The organism is Pectobacterium actinidiae, assembly GCF_000803315.1.
In the GTDB taxonomy this organism is placed as follows: domain Bacteria; phylum Pseudomonadota; class Gammaproteobacteria; order Enterobacterales; family Enterobacteriaceae; genus Pectobacterium; species Pectobacterium actinidiae.
On the sequence record NZ_JRMH01000001.1, the window covers coordinates 217,566 to 237,258 of the forward strand.

The window sequence follows — 19,693 nt, forward strand, 5'->3', positions numbered from 1 at the left end:
GGAAAAATTATTGGAAGGGAAATAATGCCTGTGGAACTGGGTTTTATGATGTAAATAACGATGACTATTTTCTAATAAATAATTAGTCAGCAAAGGCCCGGATTGTACTCCGGGCCAGCGTGACAAAAACGCTAATTAAACGGCTTCATTTTCGTCGGTATAGCGTTTGGCTTTATAGGCCGGGTGCATCAGGTTCTGGATGGAGAAAATATCGTCCAACTGTTCTTCGGTCAGCAGGCCGCGTTCCAGTACCACTTCACGTACGCTCTTACCGGTTTCGGCACAGATTTTCCCAACGATATCGCCGTTGTGGTGGCCGATGAACGGGTTCAGGTAGGTCACGATACCGATAGAATTGAAGACGTAAGCTTCACACACCTCTTTGTTAGCGGTAATGCCGTCGACGCATTTTTCCAGCAGGTTGTAGCAGGCGCTGGACAGAATCTGGATGGATTCGAACATCGCTTGTCCGATAACCGGTTCCATCACGTTCAACTGCAACTGACCCGCTTCTGCCGCCATGGTGACGCACGTATCGTTGCCGATGACTTTGAAGCATACCTGATTGACCACTTCCGGTACGACAGGGTTAACTTTGGCTGGCATGATGGACGAACCTGCCTGCAATTCCGGCAGGTTGATTTCGTTCAGGCCAGTGCGCGGGCCAGAAGACAGCAGGCGCAGGTCGTTACAGATCTTCGACAGTTTTACCGCCACACGTTTCAGGGCGCTGTGCACCATCACGTACGCACCGCAGTCGGAGGTGGCTTCGATCAGGTCTTCAGCCGGTACGCAAGGCAGACCGCTGACTTTTGCCAGATGTTGAACGGCCAGTTTCTGATACTCATCCGGCGTGTTCAGACGTGTACCGATGGCGGTCGCGCCCAGGTTCACTTCCAGCAGCAGCTCAGCGGTACGCAACAAGTTGCGGTTTTCTTCTTTCAGCAGCACGTTGAACGCGTGGAATTCCTGTCCGAGGGTCATCGGCACGGCATCTTGCAACTGGGTACGACCCATTTTCAGGATGTTTTCAAACTCTTTTGCTTTACGCTCAAAGCCATCGCTCAGTTGAGTAATCGCTTCGACCAGTTTCAGGATTGAGGTGTACACCGCGATGCGGAAGCCGGTCGGGTAGGCATCGTTGGTAGACTGGCATTTGTTCAGGTGGTCGTTCGGGTTCAGGTATTGGTATTCACCTTTCTGGTGGCCCATCAGTTCCAGACCGATATTCGCCAGCACTTCGTTGGTGTTCATGTTGACTGATGTGCCTGCGCCGCCCTGATACACATCGACCGGGAACTGATCCAGGCATTTACCGTTATTCAGCACTTCATCACAGGCTTGCAGAATCGTGTTGGCAATGTTGCGCGGGATGGTTTGCAGTTCTTTATTCGCCAGCGCGGCGGCTTTTTTTACCATCACCATGGCGCGGACGAATTCTGGAATATCACTGATGGTGCTATTGCTGATATAAAAGTTCTCAATCGCACGCAGCGTATGGATACCATAATAGGCATCAGCAGGGACTTCACGCGTACCTAACAGATCTTCTTCAATACGGATATTCGTTGACATGGATCTTCTTCCTTTTTCTTGTTCGATGTACATCGCATCGCTTTCAATATTAAGACTATGATTTTTTAGGGTTTGTCTTTCCTGTTTTTTGATTTTCAGGTAACACGAACCCATCACGATTTTGATAAAATCATGACTAAAAAACGTTCTCGGGGAGACGAACATGGAATTAGCATCGTTAAATGGCTAGTGGTGGATATATTCCTCCATTTATCTGTTGTCTCCCAATCGCGAATAGTTATACCTAACGGTTATTCCGTATTATCCGGGTTAATCTCAACCAGCTTTTCTATTCCACGGTTCAGCGTTTTCAATTTCGGAATAAATACGGTTTTGATAATGTCATGTGTGACATCGCACGCTTCTTCAAAGAACGCGCTGTATTCATCACGGTGCCCGACAATATACAGCGAGCGCTTGATATTGACGGGTTCCGGCATATGCGTCAGCACCTCGCGGGAGTGTGCAACGGATTGCAGGAAACTCAGCGGGGTGGTGACCGCCCAACCGATGCCTGCCGCCACCATCGACGTTAAGGTATCTGCGTTATCAAATTCGAGCATGTTCGGTACGCGCACATCGATGCGGCGCAGGTAACGCTCAATCTGCATCCCAATCTGCGAGTTCCGGTTAAAGCGTACCAGCGGCAGCGCGGCGGAAAGCTCGCGGATATCTTCAACCGTTTTGATGCGTTTGCGGTAATCCGGCGGCGTGATAATGAAATAGCCTTCGGAAAATAGCTGATGACGCACCACGCTATCGCTGTCGATCAACGGGTCGCTGGTGACGATCATATCCAGCTCGCGACGCATTAGCGCTTCACCCTGCTGCGGGCTGAGTCCGGTACGAATCAACAACTGCGACGAACTTTTCATCAAACTCTTGGTAAACACTGAACCGCAAGTGATCGCGAATGAATCCACCAGGCCGATACGTAAGTCAGGTTTAATCCCTTTCCCTGCTTCCAGCACCTGTGCTTTCAGGTTCGCGATCTCCTCCGTCAGGATTTCTCCGCGGTTTTTCAACGCAATGCCGTAGGGCGTCAGGACAAAGGGGCGACGAGCCCGGTTAACCAATTTGACGCCGAAATCTTCTTCCAATAACCGAATCGTCTGCGAAATGGCAGAGGGTGTCAGGCCTAGCCGCGCGGCGGCTGCCGTCATGCTTCCTGCTTCCGCCATCGTCACAAAAACATAGACGGCGTACATATCGATCGATTTATTGGCGGACACTGTGCGTTTAACCATTATGAGTTTGCCTACGCTGCAAGGTGAATGTCGTCGAAATATGAAGCGTTAGTCTATCTCATCTCGCTGACTACGACCTCGCTAACTGATGTCAGAATAGTCGGCTAACTTCAGAAAAAATACAGGTCGCGTCACTGATTAATTTTTTCTTATTTCTAGCTTTAGCGGATCTGAAGGTGAAATGAATTACAGGGTGTGACCGTGCTAGGGCATCGGTTTTATTTTCATTGCGGATTCTTGGCTCTCCCCCTTGTGTAGCTGCTTTTTAGTCATATTTTTATGCAGTCTGAGAGACGTTTTCGTGCGCGATAATGCCTCAGTATTCATGCTATCTCATAGCACGCGCCCGACTCGGGACGGCTCAAACGCCGCTCGCCCCGAGACCCCAGGCTTTTGGCGGAAATTATGCCGCTTTGCGGTGCCATCGGTGTTCATGAGCACTAGTCGAGCCGCCAGTGACGCGTTCCCTACGCGGCACTGGCTTTCGCGGCATCCATGCCGCTCACTCGGTGCTCATGCACACCGCTGCATAATTTTTACGCCGAATAACGGCAAAACTCGTGATGAATCCCTGTATTTGTGTATAAAAGACAATGTGAATAGTGTAACTCATTGTTTTTATTGTGTGGTAAGAGGCACGCCGCCCACTGATGTTATCGTTCGTACATGACGTTCCGCCTGTTCGCATATTTCCAGCAGTGCTGGAATCAGGTGTGCGGTGGCGCTGAGGCAAGCGCCGAGCTGACTGAGGCTTTCCTGCGGGAGTTCTAGGTTATTTTGCAGCGTGTCGCCGAGGTGCTGAGAGGCGTTATTCAGTGGAGCTTCATTTATTCAAAAGTTGACTATTTAAAGATTATAAAATCATTTGCTTTGCCGATCGGCAAAGCACACTATCAGATTCATATTCTAATTAATTCGGTTAAGACCTTAGTTTACGAACTTTTTATTATATCTATTGTAATGCTGTTTTTAAGAGGTAGAACATTATGCCGCAATTAAGTGAAAATTTTTATACTTCACAGGAAAATATCAACTGGCATTTAGACAGCATTGTTGATGGATTAAAAGACGTTCGTCAGCAATGGCGTGAGAAATACCTACAGAGTGATTATCATAATAAGCGCCTTTTCCCCTCGAAAGAGAACGTCAGTAGTATTGTCGATATGTTATCAAAAATTTTGTACCCCATGCGTTTAGGAGCCACCGATCTTAAAAAAGAGAGTGAAGACTATTACGTAGGGTATCTACTGGGTAATGTGCTCGATCGTCTGGCTGAAGAAGCCCTATTGGAGCAGCGTTATAACGCTGGCGAATCATCCCATCTGGATAATACGCATACTGGCGATCAACGTGTTATCAGTCGCATCAAGCGGTTCGCCGCGCAGTTGCCTGAAATACGCAAACTACTCGACAGTGATATTCTGGCTGCCTATCAGGGTGACCCCTCCGCGCGCAGTATTGATGAAGTGCTGTTGTGCTACCCAGGTATTCACGCCGTGATTCATTACCGTTTAGCTCATGTGCTTTACCAACTGGATTTCCCGCTACTGGCGCGGATAATCACAGAGAAAGCACACAGCCAGACCGGTATCGATATTCATCCCGGCGCGCAGATTGATGAAGGATTTTTTATCGATCACGGCACAGGCGTGGTGATTGGCGAAACGGCGATTATTGGAAAGCGAGTGCGTATCTATCAGGCTGTCACGCTGGGGGCTAAGAATTTCATTACTGATAGCAATGGTAATTTGAAAAAACGCTATCCTCGCCATCCGATTATCGAAAATGATGTGGTGATCTACGCGGGAGCGACATTGCTGGGGCGTATTACTATCGGTGCACGTTCGAGTATTGGTGGTAACGTGTGGTTAACTCGCGACACGCCGCCGGACAGCAATATTCGACAAGCGAATCTATTACAAAGCCAATATAAAGATGGTGATGGGATTTGATTTTCTCATTATTTACTCTCTGGTTTTGTTTTAAATAATAAGTTATCGATATTTATATTTTCTATGCTGGAGCTAAATAATAAGTTTTTATTATGATTATCTCTGTTTTTCAAATAGAGGCTCCATTGTTTTTTTCTTTAATTAAAAATAAAGAATAAATCGCCTGCTTACGGAAATAAGTATGAGTATTCTTGATCTTGTCGGAAATACGCCATTGTTAGCACTGCCGCATTTTTCTGAAAAAACGCAGGGTGTTTCTCTGTTGGCAAAAGCGGAGTTTATGAATCCCAGCGGTTCGGTAAAAGATCGGGCGGCAAAAGCTATGGTGCTTGACGGTATTGCTCAGGGGAAGCTCGTGCGTGGAAAGACGATCATTGACGCCACCAGCGGCAATACGGGGATTGCCTACGCGATGATCGGTGCGGCGCTTGGTTATGACGTGGTGCTCTATATGCCGCAGAACACCAGCAATGAGCGTAAACAGATTATTCGCCATTACGGTGCGACGATCGTAGAAACCGATCCGCTAGAAGGCTCCGATGGCGCTTATCTGGCGGTAAGAACGCAGGTGGAACAAGACCCCGAACGCTATTTTTACCCCGATCAATACAACAATCCCGTTAATGCCCATACACATTTTGCCACAACCGGTTGGGAAATTTGGCAGCAAACACACCAGCGTATTACGCATTTTATCACCAGCATGGGCACCTCTGGCAGCTTTGTCGGCAGTGCGCGGCGGCTAAAGCAGGAAAATCCTCGTATTCAGACGTTAGCAGTACAGCCTGCGTCTCCTCTGCATGGTATTGAGGGCACCAAGCACATGGCTAGCAGCATCAAACCGGGCATTTTGGATGAAACGTTGCAGGACGGCGTGGTGACGGTAACGACGGAAGAAGCCTATGTCGCCACTCGTCATCTGGCGAATGGCGAAGGTATTTTTACTGGCATCTCTTCAGGTGCCAATGTGGCGGCAGCCTTGAAGCTAGCTCAGACGCTGCCGAGTGGGTCGGTGGTCGTGACACTGCTTTGCGATACCGGTTCGCGCTATCTGGCAGATCCTTTTTGGAATGAAAGCTGATGATTCGATTAACAACGCAAACGGAGCGCCTGATTCGAGTAGAGGGCGAAAAAACGTACCCCAATGAGTGTTGCGGTGCGCTATTGGGGAGTTTTGACAAGAACGGTGATGCACATGTGACGGCGCTACTGCCCATCGTCAACGCGCGCGAGGCGCAGGAGCAATATCACCGTTTTATCATCACGGCGGACGACTACCTATTGGCAGAACGCACGGCGCGAGCGCAGGACATTGACGTGGTGGGTTTCTACCATTCGCACCCGGATCATCCGGCCATCCCGTCTGAGTATGACCGTGAGCATGCCCTGCCGTTTTATGCCTACATCATCGTTGCCGTTGCCAAGGGGAAATCTACCGATCTCACCAGTTGGCGGTTGACGCAGGATCGACAGCGTTTTGAACAGGAAGTGGTCGACATTGCGCAGTGATCAGCAGCGATAGGCAGTAACAAAGTGATGGGGACGATGTGCCCTGATGTTGAACATGGCAGAGAGAGCATAACGATGGCAGTGACATTATTGATTCCGACCGCATTACGCGCTTTTACCGACGGCCAGGGGAAAGTGAGCCTGGAAGGTGAAACTGTTGGGCAACTGGTGGCGGCATTAGCTGCTGGCTACCCCGATATTCATCAGCATCTCTATGAAGAGAATGGCTCGCTGCGCGCTTTTATCAATTTATACGTAGGTGAAACCAATATAAAAACCACCGGTGGTTTAGATACGCCGGTTAAAAGTGGCGACGAGGTCCTTCTGGTACCCGCCATTGCGGGTGGTGCCGGAGTGCGGGCATGAGTATTCCAAGCATTATCCCCGACGACCGTCTAACGGAACTGTCACACGCGGAGATCGCACGTTACAGCCGCCACCTGCTGCTGGCGGAAGTCGGGCTGGAAGGGCAACAACGCCTGAAAAGTGCACGCGTATTGCTGATTGGTACGGGGGGGCTGGGTGCACCGGTCGCACTGTATTTAGCTGCCGCAGGCGTAGGAACCATCGGCATCGTGGACTTCGATTTTGTCGAAGTATCCAACCTGCAACGGCAAATCATCCACAGCACCAAGGATATCGATCGCCCCAAGGTGGCGTCCGCCAAAGATAAAATCCGAGCCATCAATCCGGATATTGAGGTCGTAACCTACAACACGCAGCTCAGTAGTAAAAATGCGTTGGATATCATCCGCGATTACGACCTCGTTGTTGATGGCACCGATAACTATCCTACCCGCTATCTCATCAACGATGCCTGCGTACTGCTTGGTAAACCTAATGTGTACGGCTCTATTTTTCAGTTTGAAGGTCAGGCGAGTGTGTTCTATGCCAAAGCGGGCCCGTGCTATCGCTGCCTCTACCCGACGCCGCCACCTCCAGGGCTGGTGCCTTCCTGTGCCGAAGGCGGCGTAGTGGGCGTGCTGCCGGGGATTATTGGCACCATTCAGGCGGCAGAGGCCATCAAACTGATCGTCGGCGGTAGTGAGAGTCTGGTCGGGCGTCTGCTGTTATTCGACGTCTGGGAGATGAAACAACGCGAGCTGAAGCTGGAAAAGGACGCCAACTGTCCGGTCTGTGGCGAGCACCCGACAATTCACGCGCTGATCGACTATGAGGAGTTCTGTGGCTTAAAACCTAACGAAGAAGAGGTGCCGATCGAGAGCGTCACGGCTCGCGAGTTGAAGGCGTGGCTGGATGCGAAGAAGCCGCTACAGCTGATCGATATTCGTGAACCACACGAGCGGGCGATCGTGAAGTTCCCCAATGCCAAGGTCATTCCGCTTGGGCAGATCGTGCGCCGTATTGATGAATTCGATCCTGCTGTGGATGCCGTGTTCCTCTGCAAGATCGGGCAGCGCAGTCTGTTTGCGATACGTGCCTTGCAGCGGGCTGGCTATACCGGCCGGGTATTAAATTTGAAAGATGGCATTAACGCGTGGGCGCAGGATGTGGATACCCGCCTTCCGCAGTACTGAAAACGCAGGGCAGTGTAAACATCACTTATTGAAAGTAAAACCTAAGGGAAAACATCATGACAGATAAAAACGTTCTGAACGCTCTGGGACGCGATGCCGCGTATCAACTTGCTAACGTAACCAAAACAGCACCGCAGTTTGGGGCAATTACCCCGCGTTGGGTCAGCTATTTTCTGGATTACAAGGGATTAGAAGCGGGGATCTATCGCGTAAACAAAGTGGTGGAAGGCGATACGCCGCTGGATGCGCTGTGCAGCCAGGATCCGACCCAGACTGAAATCCCTAAAGGGTATATCGAATACCAAACGCAACCGCGTGAATATCAGTTGGATTCTCTGGCGACGATTATTAATGTCGATACCAAAATCGCGGATATCTACAGTTCACCGTTCGATCAGGCTTCCGAACAAATTGCGTTGGCGATTGAAAGCTTGCGCGAGCGTCAGGAAAGCCAGCTAATCAATAACGATGATTATGGCCTGCTCAAGAATATCGCTGATTCTCAGCGGATCCAGACGCGTAACGGGCGACCGACGCCGGATGATTTGGATGAGCTGATTTCTAAAGTATGGAAAGAGCCGTCGTTTTTCCTCGCTCACCCGCGTGCTATCGCCGCGTTTACCCGTGAAGCCACTCGCCGCGGTGTTCCGCCCGTCACGGCCAACCTGCACGGCGGGACTTTTATTCTGTGGCGCGGTATCCCTGTGATCCCTTCCGACAAGCTGTTCGTTGACGGTTTGAAGAGCCCGAAAGGTAAGGGTGGTAAAACCAACATTCTGCTGATTCGCTCTGGTGAAGCTAAGCGCGGCGTGCTGGGCTTGTATCAGTCAGGGTTGCCAAATGAACAATCTCGCGGTTTATCTGTACGTTTCCGTGGCATTGATGACAATGGCGTTGCTTCTTACCTGCTTTCACTCTATTGCTCCGCTGCCATTCTGGCCGATGATGCTATCGCCGTATTGGAAGATGTTGAAGTAGGTGAATATTATGACTACGAATAATCTTTCACTGCCGGGGATTCCCGGCCCGTGGCCAGGCAGTGGTGAGCGCCCGCTGTCAGCCCGTGATTACGGCCTGCCGGACGAGCGCGATTTACTCGCGTTATTTGGGGGCAGAAGCCATCCACAGGGGACGCCGGATCCAGCCTATGCGCCGAAAGTAGTGCCCTACGGTCAGGATATCGCTGTGCCCTCGGGGGCAACGGTACAACGATTGGGCGCAGCGTCTTCATCCGTGCCTGCACCGCTGGCACGTGTTGGGCATGTTCCCGTGGAACAGATCCGCGCCGATTTCCCGATCCTATCTGAACAGGTTGATGGCAAGCCGTTGGTCTGGCTGGACAATGCGGCGACGACTCAACGGCCAAGACAGGTTATTGAGCGCATCAGCCATTTTTACCTGCACGAAAACTCAAATATTCACCGTGCGGCGCATACGCTGGCTGCGCGATCGACCGATGCTTACGAGGCTGCGCGGGATAAAGTGGCTCGTTTCATCGGTGCGGGCAGTTCGGACAATATTGTGTTCGTACGCGGCACGACAGAAGGGCTGAACCTGATAGCCCAAAGCTATGTCAAACCGCTGTTACGTCCGGGAGATGAGATCATCCTGACGTTGCTGGAGCACCACGCCAATATTGTGCCGTGGCAACTGGTGGCTCAGGAGACTGGCGCGGTGATCCGTGTAGCACCGGTGGATGAACACGGGCAGCTGATTATTGAAGAGTATGTTCGCCTGTTCAATGATAAAACGCGTTTTGTTTCAGCCACTCACGTTTCTAATGCGTTGGGAACCGTGACGCCAATACAGGAGCTGGTGGCAATCGCTCACCGCTTTGGTGTACGTATTGCTATTGATGGTGCCCAGTCAATTTCGCATATCCCTGTGAATGTGACGACGCTGGATGCTGACTTCTTTGTCTTTTCCGGCCATAAAGTCTTCGGGCCCACCGGTATCGGCGTGGTGTATGGAAAAAAGGATGTGCTGGAGGAGGCACGCCCGTATCAGGGCGGCGGCAATATGATCGCCGATGTGACCTTTGAGCTGACACGTTACCAGCCTGCACCGAACAAGTTTGAGGCCGGAACGGGGAATATTGCCGATGCCGTCGGGCTTGGCGCGGCTATCGACTACGTCACTGCGTTGGGGATTGAGAATATCGCCCAGTATGAGCATGCGCTATTGGAGTACGGGATTGAGAAATTGTCACGGATTCCCGGGCTTAAACTGATCGGCACCGCCACCCAGAAGACCAGCGTATTGTCGTTTGTGCTGCAAGGTCATGAAAACGAAGCGATAGGGCGTTACCTCAGTCAGGCGGGGATTGCCGTACGCTCTGGGCACCACTGTGCTCAGCCTATTTTGCGTCACTTTGGCTATGAAAGTACGGTGAGACCTTCTCTCGCCTTCTATAACACCCCGCAGGAAATTGATTTTCTGGCAGAAAAGATCTCACAGCTGGCAGCACGCTAATGCCTTCCCGTACCGCTCTGGCTTTTGGCAGGGGCGGTATCTTTTTTTCGTCGCGATGCGCTGTCGGTTGTTGGATGAAAGGCAAACCGTAGCGAAGATGATTTAGTTTATCCTTCCCGTTTCAACCCCTCCCAACTCAGTCCAAAACGTGCCAGATACTTACGCAGTCGGTCGGCGTCGTTGGGCTTTTGTTTTTGCTGACGTGAGACGGCGAACAGGCGACGGCCAGCTTCGGAGAGTGAAGGGGAAGCGCGGCAGACATCGAGCACGGTTTCGAGCTGGCGCTGTTCAAAAAGGTCGATGTCGCCGAGTTCGGGCGGTAGTTCAGGTGATAGTGCAGGTGATAGCGCAACTGCTTGGCCATCGTTCTGCCAACTGGCTTTGAGACGCGTAATTTCCTCTTCTACCAGTATGGCGGTGATGCGGCCTTGCTCCGCCAGCGTTGCCATACGGGCGATGGAAGAGCCGAGTTCGCGGAAATTGCCGCGCCACGCGGCCTGCGGTGAGCAAGCGAAGACGAGGTAGCGCTGCCGCGCGTCTTTATCGAAGCGGATCTGCGTTTGGTGATCGCGTGTGAAGCGCTGGATTTCGTAGTCAATGTTGGGTTCGATATCTTCCCGACGCTCCGCCAACCCCGGCAAGCGAAAGGTCCACATGTTGATACGCGCGAAGAGGTCTTCACGGAATTTGCCCTGTGCAATCCATTCGCGCAGGTTGCGGTGCGTGCCAGCGATCAGTTGGAAATCGCTGCTGACTTCTTTATCCGAACCAAACGGTAAAAAGCGTTTTTCTTCAATGGCTTTGAGCACCATCGCCTGTTCATCCAGCCCCAGTTCGGCGATTTCATCCAGAAACAGCATTCCGCCATCTGCTTCACGCAGGAGTCCGGTTCTCGCCTGCAACGCGCCGGTAAACGCGCCTTTTACGTGGCCGAACAGCGTCGACATGGCGTTGTCGCCGCGCAGCGTGGCACAGTTAACCGCGACAAAGCGGCCGCTGACCAGATGACGGGACTGGCGTAGCTGGTAGATACGCTGTGCCAAAAAGGATTTTCCCGCACCGGTCGGACCGGTTAAGAGCATCGGCGCGGTGGATCGCAGCGCGACGCGTTCAATCTGATCGATCAACGCATTGAATGTGGCATTGCGCGTCTCGATGCCGGATTTCAGGAACGAGACGGAGCGCTGTTGTTCGTGTTGAAAGCGGCTGGTGAGCGTGGAATAGCGGCTAAGATCCAGATCGATGACGGCGTAGATGCCTTGTGGTGCCGGACGAGCCGCTTTCTCTCCCGGTGCGGTTTGCAGCAGCTTGGCGGGCAGATAGCGCGCTTCGGTCAGCAGGAACCAGCAAATCTGTACGACGTGAGTGCCAGTAGTGATGTGCACGAAGTACTCTTCGTTTTCGGTATCGAACGGGTAGCGGCTGGCAAAGTCCAGGAAGGCGCTGTAGACCTCTTCCAGATTCCACGGGTCGCGCAGTTCAACGGCCTGAAGCGTGACCTGAGTCGTAGGTGACACCACAGCGATATCTTCGACCACCTGCTGTGCCATTCCTTCATTGCGTGATTGGTGCAGCAGTTCCAGACGATCGACGGGGAAATCCGGCTGCTGACACAGGCCGACAGTGGGTCGCCATTTCGTCCAGCGGTTCTCCCGTTTACCCCGTTTATCTAATGTAGTACCTAGCACACCAATGACGACGCGACGCTTCATGCTATACCTTGTTATAAATTATTATCCTGTGGGATAAATTTACCCGTTATCTTGTTTTGTTGCTAGTTTGCATATTTTATTTTTTTAACCATTAATTATCAGTTATTTATGATTTTATTTTGTCTTTTTAATAAATCTGGCACGTCTTTGGCAATATCTATAGCGAACAACGACAAACAAAGAGAATGAAAAATGGAAGAAATGAAAACGCAGGATTACGACATGATGTCGCCAGTGAATAGCGCACCGGTAAAAATGTGGACACATGGCGTGCCTGTGGAACCAGAAGCCCGTGACCAACTGTTGAACACGGCCAAAATGCCGTTCATTTTTAAACATCTGGCGGTGATGCCGGATGTGCATCTGGGAAAAGGATCGACGATTGGTAGCGTGATCCCCACGCGTGGCGCGATTATCCCGGCGGCGGTCGGGGTGGATATTGGCTGTGGGATGATCGCGGTGCGTACATCGCTGGTTGCCAGCGACCTGCCGGATAACCTGATGGGGCTGCGTAGCGCGATTGAACAGGCGGTGCCGCATGGACGTAGCGTAACGCGTTCCAAACGCGATGTCGGTTCCTGGCAGAACCCGCCGCAGACGGTGGATGCGCACTGGTCACTGCTGGAACCGCGCTTTAAACGTTTGACGGACAAATATCCGCAGTTGCTGAAAACCAATAACTATCAGCACTTGGGAACCCTAGGGACGGGTAACCACTTTATTGAAATCTGTCTGGATGAAGTCGATCGTGTGTGGGTAATGTTACATAGCGGGTCGCGTGGTGTGGGGAATGCGATTGGATCGCTGTTCATCAAGCTGGCGCAGGAGGATATGCAGCAGCACATTGCGAACCTGCCTGATCGAAATCTGGCCTATTTCGAGGAAGGAAGCCTGCACTTTGACGATTACATTGAAGCGGTTGAGTGGGCGCAGGATTTTGCCCGTCATAACCGCGAAGTGATGATGTCGCATACGCTGGCAGCGCTGTCTCGTATTGTGACGAAGCCGTTTACCACCCAGCAGGAAGGCGTGAACTGCCACCATAACTATGTGCAGCGCGAAACGCACTTTGGTGAATCGGTGCTGATCACTCGTAAAGGGGCGGTGTCGGCGCAGAAAGGCCAGATGGGAATTATTCCGGGGTCGATGGGGGCGAAGAGCTTTATCGTGCGCGGATTGGGGAACGAAGAGAGCTTTTGTTCCTGTAGTCACGGCGCGGGGAGAACCATGAGCCGTACCGCGGCGAAAAAACGCTTCACCGTGGAAGATCAGATCCGTGCGACCGCACACGTCGAGTGTAGAAAAGACAGCGACGTTATCGATGAAATTCCGATGGCGTACAAAGATATCGATAAGGTGATGGCGGCGCAGTCATCGCTGGTGGAAATCGTGCATACGCTGCGTCAGGTGGTGTGTGTGAAAGGATAAGAACAAGGTAGGGAATATGGCATCGTACGATTTACTGCTGCAACAGTTGGAAAAGCTGGTGGCTTCGCCAGACAACGACTATCGGCCCGCGCAGGCCGAACCACTGGGTTCGGCATCATACCTGATAACACTCACGCGTCACTATAACGGGCATATTCGGCAGCGTGCGGTGCTGTGTCTGGGTTTCATTGATGAGGTCTCGGCATTACCGGCGCTGATTGAACGGGTGAACGATTGGGCTGAACCGGTACGCCGTGCGGCTAAACAGAGCGTGCGACTGCTGTTAACGCCGAATAACACCGCGTCTTTTGTCGCCAATTTGCCTGCTATTTTCTGGTTGTTGCAGTGTCAGCGGGAAAATCATCAACCGCTGGTGAATGAGATTGTGAGCTTTCTGGCCGAGGAGACACACGCGCCGTCGCTATTCGCGGGGCTGTGTTCGGAAGACAAAGCCGTCGCCCGATTATCACTGGATATTCTGGCCGAACGTGAGTTGTTCCCGTTGAAGCAGATCTTTGGTCAGGCGATGTTGCATTGCGATCCGTTAGTCAGAGCGAACGCGGCGAGGTACCTGCTGAGTGCGGACAAGGACGTCGATCATGAAGCGATGAGCATTTTGTTGAAAGACACCTTCGCGCCCATCAAGCAGGTAGCGTTGAAGTATGTGATGGACAATATGTTCCCCCTGCCTGAGCCTCTGGTTATTGCCTTACTGTTTGATAAGAATACATTGGTGCGCCAACGCGCCTCAGCGCTGCTGCGTGAAAAAAACGACGATCCGGTGGCACATTACCTTGCAGCGCTGGATCGGTCGAATACCGTCACAGTACGCAAAATCACGCTCTGGGGGCTGGATGAGCATCGCTACGACGGCATTGTGGCGTTGGCAGAACGCAATCTGGATGTACGTTACCCCAGCCTTTATCACAGCGCTCTGCGCATTCTTATTCTGCGTACTGGTGACGACGCGCGTGAGCAACTGTTGGTCGCTCTGCGTCATCCCTCGTTGGCTATTGCTAAGGTGGCGCGGAAGCTGTTTTACCAGCAGAAAATTTCGCTGTCGCTGCCCGAACTTCAGTACTGTCTGGAAAGTGCGTCTTCCAGAGCACACGTTGAGGTGTACTACTTTCTAGCCCACAAGCTGAACAAATGGGACTGGCTGATTTTCCTGCTGGATAACGTGAAGCTCGAAAATGCCACGCTAACGCAGGCGGGTGTAGCGAACTGGATACAGCGGTTCAACCGTTCGGGCATGCTGCCGAATGCCCGGCAGCAGGCGCGTTTGAGAACGCTGCTTGCTGAACATCCGCACGTCATCTCGTGCGAAAGCCCGTATATCGCCCTGTTTTTGTATAGTTGATTTGTTGCTTTTTACCCTCGCCCCAGAAAAATATGCTCACGATGGTATGCCATTTGTGACAGGCTGGGCGGGTAGGCGTCTGGCAGGTGGATTTGTTTGCCTTCGTACTGAGCGAAATTGACGTCGCTGATGGCGCTTTTCAGCTTTTTGATACGCGGCGAAAGCAACATTTCGAGCGAATCATTGAAGCTAATCAGCCCCATATCAAAGGCTTTGTCGTGCAGGTTGGACAGGCAGAGACCGTTGCTGGGATTGAGGCGATGTTCTGCTGCCGTTTTCCACGGTTGAATGTGGCTGGCGACCAGCAGCGCGGGTTCTTCCAATCCAGTAACGCAGCAGCGTTCGCCGTAGTTGCTGAGTACACGTTTGCGAAATAGCTGCTGACCAATGCGCGTTTTAACCTGTGAGAGACGTTCTCCTCCGTGATAATCATGGGGTTCACTCTCGGTGGCCTGAAACGGTGATGGCGCTGTTGTCACTTCCGCCGCTCCTGCTTCGAGCGATACCATCGCCTGTTGGCACTGTTGCTCAAATAGCTCGGGGTTACTGTCCATCTCCTGCCACAGAGCGCGGTCAGCGTTGGACGCGCCGCGCAAGCCGGTGCGACCTGAATCAATAATAAATGGATCGAGGCTGGCGAGATTAACCAGCTTCATCGCCAGTGCGGAAGGCGTGCGGTTAATCAACTCGGCGTAGCGAATGATATCGGGATTACGTGAATGCAGCCTGCCAAACGGTAGCTGACTGTACAGCGTGAAGGCGATCAATAGTTGATCCCGCGTCCAATGGTTCGTGGCAGCCATGCGTGTTTCGTCCGTTCGTTAGCGTATTCGGTTAGTGATAGCGCTAACTATGCCAGGTCAGCCCGTAAAATGCATGTGCTTGGCTATGGCTGGATAATTGGTGCGGGCTGGGTTAACGTTTTGACAGCCTTCCTATCATTATGATGCCGAGAGACTATGCCCCGTTCTTCTATTTCCTTGTTTCGTTCCCTGTGTGTGCTGGTTCTATTGGTGCTGGCGGGTTGTGCCAGCAAGACCGCGACGACGCCAGAGTCGCGGCCGGCGGATATTCGTGCTCAGCTACTCAAGCTGTTGCCAGACAACGTGAAAGATCGTCAGGGCTGGGCGAGCGATATCGCCACCGCATTTACCACGCAGGGGCTCGATCCCAGCAATGAAAATCTGTGCTCGGTGCTCGCGGTGACCGAGCAGGAATCGACGTTTAATGCCGATCCGCAGGTGCCAAATCTGTCGAAAATCGCCTGGCAGGAGATCGACCGCCGTGCTGAAAAAGTTCATGTTCCGGCGTTTCTGGTGCGCACCGCGCTCCTCATCAAATCCCCTAACGGAAAAAGTTACAGCGAGCGGCTTGATAAGGTACGCACGGAAAAGGAACTGAGTGCGATCTTTGATGATTTTATCGACATGGTGCCGATGGGGCAGACGCTGTTCGGCCGGTTGAATCCGGTGCATACCGGTGGGCCGATGCAGGTGAGCATCGCGTTTGCAGAAGCTAACGCGAAGGGCTATCCGTATACCGTGGACGGCACGGTTCGTCAGGAGGTGTTTAGCCGTCGCGGTGGGATGTATTTTGGCATCAAGCATCTGCTGGGCTATCCGGCGAATTACCCGCAGTCGATATACCGATTCGCGGATTTTAACGCAGGATGGTACGCCAGCCGAAATGCGGCGTTTCAGCGCGCCGTTAGCCGTCTGACCGGGATTACGCTGGCGCTGGATGGTGATTTAATCAACTACAGTTCGGATAAAGCCAGCGCCACGGAACTGGCGGTGCGCGCATTAGGGAAACGGGTAGACATGAGCGACAGCGCCATTCGTCGTGCGCTGGAGAAGGGGAGTAGCCTCGATTTTGAAGACACCAGCCTGTACGAGCGCGTCTTTGCATTGGCGGATAAATCGGGCGCGAAGGCTCCACGCGCTATCCTGCCGGGGATCACGCTGGAAAGCCCGAAAATCACCCGTAAACTCACCACGGCGTGGTTTGCCAATCGCGTTGATGAGCGTCGCCAGCGGTGTTTGACAAGGGCTAAATAGGCAACGCCCTCTACCAAGGGCGTTGCTGTCATTCACTGTGATGAGTACATCAAACCGGCCATTGACTGAGTTTGATGCCGCGTTCTTGCGCATTCTCGCGGAAATCTTCCAGCATTGTGCGGACATCGGGGTCGATATAGTCGGCGTTGTCGTGTTCCACAATCACGACGCTGTTGGCTGGGATCTTGTTGAGCAAGCCTTGCAGACGTGGGTTGTGTACAAACGTCAGGTTCTGCTGAAAGCTCAGGACAAAGTGATCGCCATAGCGTGTGAGCTGCATCGCGTTGCGGTGGCTTTTATAAATGCTAAAGGCCAACTGGGTCGCGATGCCAATCCCGATACCTGCCAGCATCCCAAACACGATGATTCCGATAACGGTCGCGGCGAAAGGCACGAACTGTTGCAAACCCTGACGCCACAGCAGCAGGAATTGTTGCGGAGAAGCCAGCTTATAGCCGGTATACAGCAGCACGGCTGCCAGGCTGGCAAGCGGGATGACGTTGAGCAAATCGGTCATGAACAGGCCGCAAAGCAGCAACAGCACGCCGTGCAGCAGGATGGAGAACTTGGTGCGTGCGCCTGCGTTGACGTTGACGGAGCTACGCACGATCACGGCAGTAATCGGCAACCCACCCAGAAAACCGCTGAGCACGTTCCCGATACCTTGCGCACGCATTTCTTTATCCGGTGAGGGCGCAGGATGCTGTGGGCGAATTTTCTTCAACGCTTCCTGACTTAACAAGGTTTCCAGGCTGGCCACCAGCGCCAGCGTTACCGCGACAACATAAACTGCCGGGTTCTTCCACGCCTGCCAGTCAGGGCGGGTCATCTCTCCCATCAACTGTTCCAGGCTGCCAAATTCCGGCAGGACAATACGCGGCAGGTTATCGACCATTTCGGAGGACAGGCGATCGCCGTAGACGGTAAATAACCCGCCAAACAGCACTGCGACCAGTGGACCGGGAAGCCAGCTAAATGCGCTGATTTTCTGAACGGGCTTGGTGGTCCAAACCCAGAGAATCGCCAGCCCGACTAAACAGACGGTCAGCGCGCTGGCAGAGAATCCAGGCTCGGAGGCGTCGAAGAGCGATCTCAGACTGTCCTCGCCGTCCGAGCCGAAGGCGAGCGGAATTTGCTGAATAATCAGCAGGATGCCGATAGCAGATAGCATGCCTTTAATCACAGTGCCGGGGATGAGTGTAATAAAACGCCCGGCGCGCAGCAGGCCCATCATGCATTGCAGCACCCCTGCGAGCATAATCGCCAATAGCAATGCTGAAAACGATCCCAGGCTGGCGATAGAGCCGGAGACGATAGTAACCAGACCGGCGGCAGGGCCGCTGACTGCATAGCGAGAAGGGCTGAACAGGGTGACGACGATACCGCCGACGACGCCGGTCAACAGACCGACAAAAGGAGGAAGACCGCTGGCCTGCGCGATACCGAGGCTCAGCGGCAGGGCAACAAGGAAGACGACGAGCCCCGCGGGGATATCATGTCGGAGTGTACTCAGGTTCATGGGGATGCCTCCTGTTTCTGGGCGTGACGATGGACGAGTTCTTTCAGATGGCCGCTATGCAGGTCGTAGACGCAGCCAAAAACATCAAGCTCAACGCCATTGCGCCAGGCTTTCTGCACCGGTTCACAGGCGATCAGGTGGGCGAACTGTGCCAGCACGTTGGCTTCCACCAGTTGATTCTGGCGCGTGCTTTCATCGGCATCGCTATCTTGCGAGGCGGCAATGTGTGGCGAAAGCGCCTGACGCAGATCCGTGATGCGGCGGGAAAGGGCGGAATCCTCCTGAGCGAGCCCCATTTCGGGTAAGTTAACCGCCGCCTGAACACCGCCACAGCCATAGTGGCCGCAAAGCACGATGCGGGAAACATGCAGGTATTCGAGGGCATATTGCAGCACGCTCATGAAGTTATCGTCGTCTGCGACCACCATATTCGCGATGTTGCGGTGAACAAAAAGCTCGCCGGGCGCAGAACCCGTCAGCACTTCGGCAGGCACTCGACTGTCTGAACAGCCGATCCAGAGTGAATGAGGCGTCTGGCCCTGCGTGTGCTTTCTGAAATAGTGGGGATGGCGCTGGCGGCGCAATGTAGCCCAACTGCGATTTTTGGCTAATAGGGGTTTTAATGTCGTCAAATTAAACTCTCTCTTTAGAAAACACAGGGATATTTCCCACCCAGTCGGAAGGAAAACGGCATCATTAATTATTAGCCTTCACTTAATTAAGTTAGGCATAATCAAATTTAGTTCTGGTGTTTTCTAAATTGTGATAATTATTAAGACTTTTCTTATATTGTTGTTTGTTTTTTATATAAATTAAATTTAAATTAAATCGTTTAAAAACAACATTTTATATTTTTATTTCTTTGTGATAAGAAAAAAATATCTCACTTAACTTCCTTTGAAATAAATTATTTAATGTTGCATTGATATTGCAATTTATATCCTTATTTCTTCGCCTTTTTATATAAAGTAATGTGTTACTGACATCCACTTTAATTAGTTAATTAAAGCGACGAGGGTACCAATTATAATTATATTTGGAAATATAAAGTCTATTTTATCTTACTTAACCCAATATAAAGTGTGGGAATAAATAGGGGCGTGATGAGGATAATACGGAATAGATGCCCTAAATAATTCGAGTGGCAGGACAAAACGTTAGCGTTTTGAACAACGCAACGCGTTGACTCCGAAGGGGTGAGGCCACAGGGCCGAGTAGCGCAGCCAACGTCCATGCAACTCGAAGTATGACGGGGTCTTGTCTAAATAATGAGGTGGAGCCCAACTAAAAGAGCAGCCGATATCGGCTGCCGGTCACCGAAGTC

Annotated in this window: 16 protein-coding genes and 1 pseudogene; 10 read left to right on the plus strand and 7 right to left on the minus strand. The window is 52.1% G+C overall.

The annotated features are described in order from the left end of the window. Positions 1-135: 135 nt before the first annotated feature. The 3 genes and pseudogenes from aspA to KKH3_RS22545 form a co-directional block, all read right to left on the minus strand. On the minus strand, positions 136-1,575 hold the full coding sequence (gene aspA, locus KKH3_RS00965) for an aspartate ammonia-lyase (protein ID WP_039361982.1): 1,440 nt from the start codon (positions 1,573-1,575) through the stop codon (positions 136-138). A gap of 251 nt (positions 1,576-1,826) precedes the next feature. Beyond that, on the minus strand, positions 1,827-2,822 hold the full coding sequence (locus KKH3_RS00970) for a LysR family transcriptional regulator (protein ID WP_039354937.1): 996 nt from the start codon (positions 2,820-2,822) through the stop codon (positions 1,827-1,829). 618 nt (positions 2,823-3,440) lie between these two features. Then, positions 3,441-3,620, minus strand: a pseudogene (locus KKH3_RS22545) (hypothetical protein); the annotation flags it as partial. A 188-nt stretch (positions 3,621-3,808) separates the two neighbouring features. Here KKH3_RS22545 and epsC point away from each other — a divergent pair. The 7 genes from epsC (at position 3,809) to KKH3_RS01005 (ending at position 10,293) form a co-directional block, all read left to right on the plus strand. Beyond that, entirely contained in the window at positions 3,809-4,774 is a 966-nt protein-coding gene (epsC, locus tag KKH3_RS00975) for a serine O-acetyltransferase EpsC (protein WP_052201268.1), read from the plus strand. A gap of 181 nt (positions 4,775-4,955) precedes the next feature. Next, entirely contained in the window at positions 4,956-5,855 is a 900-nt protein-coding gene (locus KKH3_RS00980; protein ID WP_052201269.1) for a PLP-dependent cysteine synthase family protein, read from the plus strand. Beyond that, positions 5,855-6,283 (plus strand): M67 family metallopeptidase, encoded by a 429-nt coding sequence (locus KKH3_RS00985; protein ID WP_080756513.1) that lies wholly within the window; start codon positions 5,855-5,857, stop codon positions 6,281-6,283. Before KKH3_RS00980 ends, KKH3_RS00985 begins: the two co-directional genes overlap by 1 nt. Before the next feature lie 75 nt (positions 6,284-6,358). Next, positions 6,359-6,649 (plus strand): MoaD/ThiS family protein, encoded by a 291-nt coding sequence (locus KKH3_RS00990; RefSeq protein WP_039354946.1) that lies wholly within the window; start codon positions 6,359-6,361, stop codon positions 6,647-6,649. Next, the gene (gene moeB / locus KKH3_RS00995; protein WP_039354951.1) at positions 6,646-7,821 is read left to right on the plus strand and encodes a molybdopterin-synthase adenylyltransferase MoeB; all 1,176 of its coding nucleotides are present in this window, start codon (positions 6,646-6,648) and stop codon (positions 7,819-7,821) included. Before KKH3_RS00990 ends, moeB begins: the two co-directional genes overlap by 4 nt. A 56-nt stretch (positions 7,822-7,877) precedes the next feature. Further along, a complete protein-coding gene (locus KKH3_RS01000) occupies positions 7,878-8,822 on the plus strand; it encodes a family 2A encapsulin nanocompartment shell protein (protein WP_039354954.1) in 945 nt (314 codons plus the stop codon). Continuing rightward, positions 8,809-10,293 carry a cysteine desulfurase gene (locus KKH3_RS01005; protein WP_039354957.1) on the plus strand — a complete coding sequence of 495 codons (1,485 nt, stop codon included), beginning with the start codon at positions 8,809-8,811 and terminating at the stop codon, positions 10,291-10,293. The genes KKH3_RS01000 and KKH3_RS01005 overlap by 14 nt, the downstream gene beginning before the upstream one ends. A gap of 107 nt (positions 10,294-10,400) precedes the next feature. On the opposite strand, the gene rtcR is transcribed toward KKH3_RS01005, so the two are convergent. Beyond that, entirely contained in the window at positions 10,401-12,005 is a 1,605-nt protein-coding gene (gene rtcR, locus KKH3_RS01010) for an RNA repair transcriptional activator RtcR (RefSeq protein WP_039354960.1), read from the minus strand. A gap of 192 nt (positions 12,006-12,197) precedes the next feature. On the opposite strand from rtcR, the gene KKH3_RS01015 reads away from it, so the two are divergent. Next, positions 12,198-13,433, plus strand: coding sequence for an RtcB family protein (locus KKH3_RS01015; protein ID WP_167371708.1), 1,236 nt, complete (start codon positions 12,198-12,200; stop codon positions 13,431-13,433). Positions 13,434-13,449: 16 nt separating this feature from the next. Next, the gene (locus KKH3_RS01020) at positions 13,450-14,793 is read left to right on the plus strand and encodes a HEAT repeat domain-containing protein (RefSeq protein WP_039354964.1); all 1,344 of its coding nucleotides are present in this window, start codon (positions 13,450-13,452) and stop codon (positions 14,791-14,793) included. An 11-nt stretch (positions 14,794-14,804) separates the two neighbouring features. Here the strand turns inward: KKH3_RS01020 and KKH3_RS01025 are convergent, their stop codons facing one another. Beyond that, entirely contained in the window at positions 14,805-15,596 is a 792-nt protein-coding gene (locus KKH3_RS01025; protein ID WP_039354968.1) for an HNH endonuclease, read from the minus strand. Positions 15,597-15,752: 156 nt separating this feature from the next. On the opposite strand from KKH3_RS01025, the gene KKH3_RS01030 reads away from it, so the two are divergent. Continuing rightward, on the plus strand, positions 15,753-16,850 hold the full coding sequence (locus tag KKH3_RS01030; RefSeq protein ID WP_039354971.1) for a DUF1615 domain-containing protein: 1,098 nt from the start codon (positions 15,753-15,755) through the stop codon (positions 16,848-16,850). Positions 16,851-16,899: 49 nt separating this feature from the next. On the opposite strand, the gene KKH3_RS01035 is transcribed toward KKH3_RS01030, so the two are convergent. Further along, positions 16,900-18,369, minus strand: a complete 1,470-nt coding sequence (locus KKH3_RS01035; RefSeq protein ID WP_039354974.1) for a SulP family inorganic anion transporter — start codon at positions 18,367-18,369, stop codon at positions 16,900-16,902. Next, positions 18,366-19,001: a carbonic anhydrase gene (locus KKH3_RS01040; RefSeq protein ID WP_039354977.1), complete on the minus strand. Its 636-nt coding sequence runs from the start codon at positions 18,999-19,001 to the stop codon at positions 18,366-18,368. The genes KKH3_RS01035 and KKH3_RS01040 overlap by 4 nt, the downstream gene beginning before the upstream one ends. Positions 19,002-19,693 lie beyond the last annotated feature (692 nt).

Excerpts from the sequence above, each read along its gene's own strand:
- aspA (WP_039361982.1), bottom strand. The coding sequence starts at position 1,575 with ATGTCAACGAATATCCGTATTGAAGAAGATCTGTTAGGTACGCGTGAA.
- KKH3_RS00970 (WP_039354937.1), bottom strand. The coding sequence starts at position 2,822 with ATGGTTAAACGCACAGTGTCCGCCAATAAATCGATCGATATGTACGCC.
- epsC (WP_052201268.1), top strand. The coding sequence starts at position 3,809 with ATGCCGCAATTAAGTGAAAATTTTTATACTTCACAGGAAAATATCAAC.
- KKH3_RS00980 (WP_052201269.1), top strand. The coding sequence starts at position 4,956 with ATGAGTATTCTTGATCTTGTCGGAAATACGCCATTGTTAGCACTGCCG.
- KKH3_RS00985 (WP_080756513.1), top strand. The coding sequence starts at position 5,855 with ATGATTCGATTAACAACGCAAACGGAGCGCCTGATTCGAGTAGAGGGC.
- KKH3_RS00990 (WP_039354946.1), top strand. The coding sequence starts at position 6,359 with ATGGCAGTGACATTATTGATTCCGACCGCATTACGCGCTTTTACCGAC.
- moeB (WP_039354951.1), top strand. The coding sequence starts at position 6,646 with ATGAGTATTCCAAGCATTATCCCCGACGACCGTCTAACGGAACTGTCA.
- KKH3_RS01000 (WP_039354954.1), top strand. The coding sequence starts at position 7,878 with ATGACAGATAAAAACGTTCTGAACGCTCTGGGACGCGATGCCGCGTAT.
- KKH3_RS01005 (WP_039354957.1), top strand. The coding sequence starts at position 8,809 with ATGACTACGAATAATCTTTCACTGCCGGGGATTCCCGGCCCGTGGCCA.
- rtcR (WP_039354960.1), bottom strand. The coding sequence starts at position 12,005 with ATGAAGCGTCGCGTCGTCATTGGTGTGCTAGGTACTACATTAGATAAA.
- KKH3_RS01015 (WP_167371708.1), top strand. The coding sequence starts at position 12,198 with ATGGAAGAAATGAAAACGCAGGATTACGACATGATGTCGCCAGTGAAT.
- KKH3_RS01020 (WP_039354964.1), top strand. The coding sequence starts at position 13,450 with ATGGCATCGTACGATTTACTGCTGCAACAGTTGGAAAAGCTGGTGGCT.
- KKH3_RS01025 (WP_039354968.1), bottom strand. The coding sequence starts at position 15,596 with ATGGCTGCCACGAACCATTGGACGCGGGATCAACTATTGATCGCCTTC.
- KKH3_RS01030 (WP_039354971.1), top strand. The coding sequence starts at position 15,753 with ATGCCCCGTTCTTCTATTTCCTTGTTTCGTTCCCTGTGTGTGCTGGTT.
- KKH3_RS01035 (WP_039354974.1), bottom strand. The coding sequence starts at position 18,369 with ATGAACCTGAGTACACTCCGACATGATATCCCCGCGGGGCTCGTCGTC.